Source organism: Mucilaginibacter sp., from assembly GCF_036383575.1.
In the GTDB taxonomy this organism is placed as follows: domain Bacteria; phylum Bacteroidota; class Bacteroidia; order Sphingobacteriales; family Sphingobacteriaceae; genus Mucilaginibacter.
Map to the genome: position 1 here is coordinate 1 of NZ_DASVOB010000470.1, position 3069 is coordinate 3069.

The window sequence follows — 3069 nt, forward strand, 5'->3', positions numbered from 1 at the left end:
CTTACATTATCCTTAGCCAAAAATTGTTTTTGCTGATCAGAAAGATCGGAAGCCTTAGCCCCGCTCTCGGCAAATACCTTATTATTGTAAGTCCCCGCAAATGGACCACCCGCTGCCGCCGGGATAGGCTGATGGCGACTGTAAAGCATCAAACCTGCTATTTGCTCAACGCTCATTTTTGAGGCCAGGTCTTTAGCACGTTCATCAACCGGCAGGCGCCAGTCTTCGTATTTATCCAGTTTGCCGTTCTTGTTCAGGTCTTTAAAAGCAAGCCCATCAACAGTTAATATTTTTACACCGGATGTGGTGGAGTAACCTAAGTTTTGCCCACCGGTATTGGTAACAAAAGCAATATCACCTGCTTTTCTTTCTGTCCACTTGTTTTGCGCTATCGCAGCAGTTGCGGGCAGCAGGGCCAGCAGGGTTATCAGTTTAATTGGTTTGGCCATGATCATTCATGATTCTGGTTAAAGAAAAAAGCCCCTGCAAAAAACATTGCAGAGGCCGGTTGGTTTTACTTTAGTTTTAGTTCGTTTATAGTTTGTTCGGGAACCAGCGCCTTGTTTACTTTTTCAACAGTGATATCTTTAGCGAGGCTAAAAGAAGCTGTTTCTTCAATTTTGCGCGATGATGAACCTATTTTCACTTTATAATTGCCTTCATCAGCTATCCAGGCCTGCCTGTCGGTATAAAACGAAGCGAGATCTGCTGCTTTGATAGTAAACGTTAATGTTTGCGATTGACCGGGGGCCAGCAGTTTGGTTTTGCCGAAAGCCTTCAGTTCATCTTCGGGTTTATCCAGATCTTTTTTAGGAGCCGCCAAATACAACTGCACCACTTCTTTACCTGCAACATCACCGGTATTCTTAACAGTCACAGTAGCGGTGATCACGTTTTTGAAAACCTTTGAGCTTAATTTCAAATCGCTGAACTTAAAGTTGGTGTATGACAAGCCATAGCCAAACTCATAAGCCGGGGTAACTTTAGCTGCATCGTAATAACGGTAGCCCACATAAATACCTTCTTCATAAATAACCTGTGTTGGTTTGCCTTCGGGCGTACCAGGGAAGTTACCCGCTGATGGCACATCTTTATAGTCGGCAGGAAAAGTGGTTGCCAGTTTACCCGATGGGTTTACTTTACCACTCAGCACATCGGCAATAGCGTTACCTGCCTCCAATCCTGGCTGCCAGGCTAATAAGATCCCGTCAATTTTGTCGCGCCAGGCCGTAACATCAACCACACCACCTATGTTAAGCACAACAATTACCTTTTTGCCTTTTGCATGAAAAGCACTGGCAACACCGCTGATCAGCCCTTTTTCGGCATCGTTTAAATAGTAATCGCTTTCCAGCTTACGGTCGGCACCTTCACCTGCGTTACGGCCTATTGTGATCAGCGCCTCATCGGCACCATTGGCCTCTTCAGCTACGATAGCGTTTACATCCATTTCGGGTATTGGGGCAGGATGATCAAAAAAGTTTTTAGGCTTTGGCTGTTTAGCCTTCATATCAACCAGGTAGGCCTTATAATTATTGGAAAGCGTTTCCTGTAATTTAAAGTTGGCATTAGCCAGGCCCTGCATCAGTGAAATAGTGTAAGCTTTATTCACATCGCCGCTGCCGGTACCGCCTGCAATAATATCATATGAAGTATTACCGAATACAGCGATCCTTTTACCTGCGCCAAACGGCAGTGCATGGTCGTCATTTTTCAGAAGTACCATACCCTGGGCCGCAGCTTCACGGGCCACAACGGCATGACCAGCCAGATCAGGCGCATCAGAATATTTATATTTTTTAAATGTAGGCGATTGAACTATCACATTCAGAATCCGCTCCACATTGGCATCAAGCTGCTGGGCGCTAAGCTTACCGCTTTTTACGGCAGCTACTATATCTTCAGATTGAGTTGGATTACCTGGCATCAGCAAATCATTGCCTGCTTTCATCTGCGCTACGGCATCTTTGCCACCAAACCAATCGGTCATGACAAAGCCCTTAAAGCCCCACTCTTTTTTAAGAATAGTAGTGAGCAGGTCGCGCCTTTCGGATGTAAAAGTGCCGTTCAATTTGTTATATGACGACATCACCGTCCATGGCTGTGCTTTTTTCACGGCGATCTCAAAACCGCGCAGGTACAGCTCGCGCATGGCACGCTCGCTTACAATAGTGTTGATGGAGTTACGGTTGGTTTCCTGGTTGTTGGCCGCATAATGCTTAATGGAAGTGCCCACCCCGTTTGATTCGATACCGTTAACAATGGCCGCTGTCATGCTGCCTGCCACCAACGGATCTTCCGAATAATATTCAAAATTACGACCGCCCAATGGGTTACGGTGAATGTTGAGGCCCGGCGCGAGCAAAATATCCACACCGTATTCACGCACTTCGTTACCAAAGGCAACGACAACTTTATTTACAAGCTGTGTATCCCAGGTTGAGGCCAGCAAGGTGGCAACCGGGAACGCCGTAGCATAATAGGTTTTTGATTTATCGCCATTGCGGATAGGCTCGATCCTCAACCCTGCCGGACCATCAGATACCGTGATAGACGGGATACCTAAACGGGGAATAGCATGGGTACGACCAGCAGCTCCAGGTACTTTTTCGGGGATATTGTAAGCATCCGGATCAGAGGGTGGCAATTTAAAACCACCTATATCAATAGCTTCGGACTTTTTACCCTTTACCGGCGGCGGTACGCCCGGCATCTTAAAACCCATCCCCACAACAAGCTTCGATTTTTCTTCGAGTGTCATGGCAGCAACAATCTGCTTGACGTTTGTTGCGCTTAATTGTGGTGCAGGGCTTTTGCTTTGGGCTTGTACTGCCTGGTGGATGCCACCGGCAAATAAAACGCATGCTAAAGCAACGTGTAGTTTGTAGCTCGTTCTCATTTTTTAAAATTAAATAGGTTAAAGGGGCTAATTGGCGATAACGACAGCAAGGAAAATATACTCTTTGTGTCATTATTACACAATAGTAAAAATTAAGTTTTACAATAGCAAGTTTTATCGATGAATAGATGAAGAATACGGATGGGAAGGAGGAGTTGAGATGATTGCAT

2 protein-coding genes are annotated in these 3069 nt (G+C 45.7%); both read right to left on the reverse strand.

The features are described 5' to 3' along the window. Positions 1–449: hypothetical protein (locus VF500_RS16985; protein WP_330860822.1), on the reverse strand; the 449-nt coding region annotated here is incomplete at its 3' end. A gap of 65 nt (positions 450–514) precedes the next feature. Then, entirely contained in the window at positions 515–2899 is a 2385-nt protein-coding gene (locus tag VF500_RS16990; RefSeq protein ID WP_330860824.1) for a glycoside hydrolase family 3 C-terminal domain-containing protein, read from the reverse strand. Positions 2900–3069: the final 170 nt, after the last annotated feature.

What these genes read in the sequence shown, in the direction of transcription:
- VF500_RS16990 (WP_330860824.1), bottom strand. Translation starts at nt 2,899, where the DNA reads ATGAGAACGAGCTACAAACTACACGTTGCTTTAGCATGCGTTTTATTT.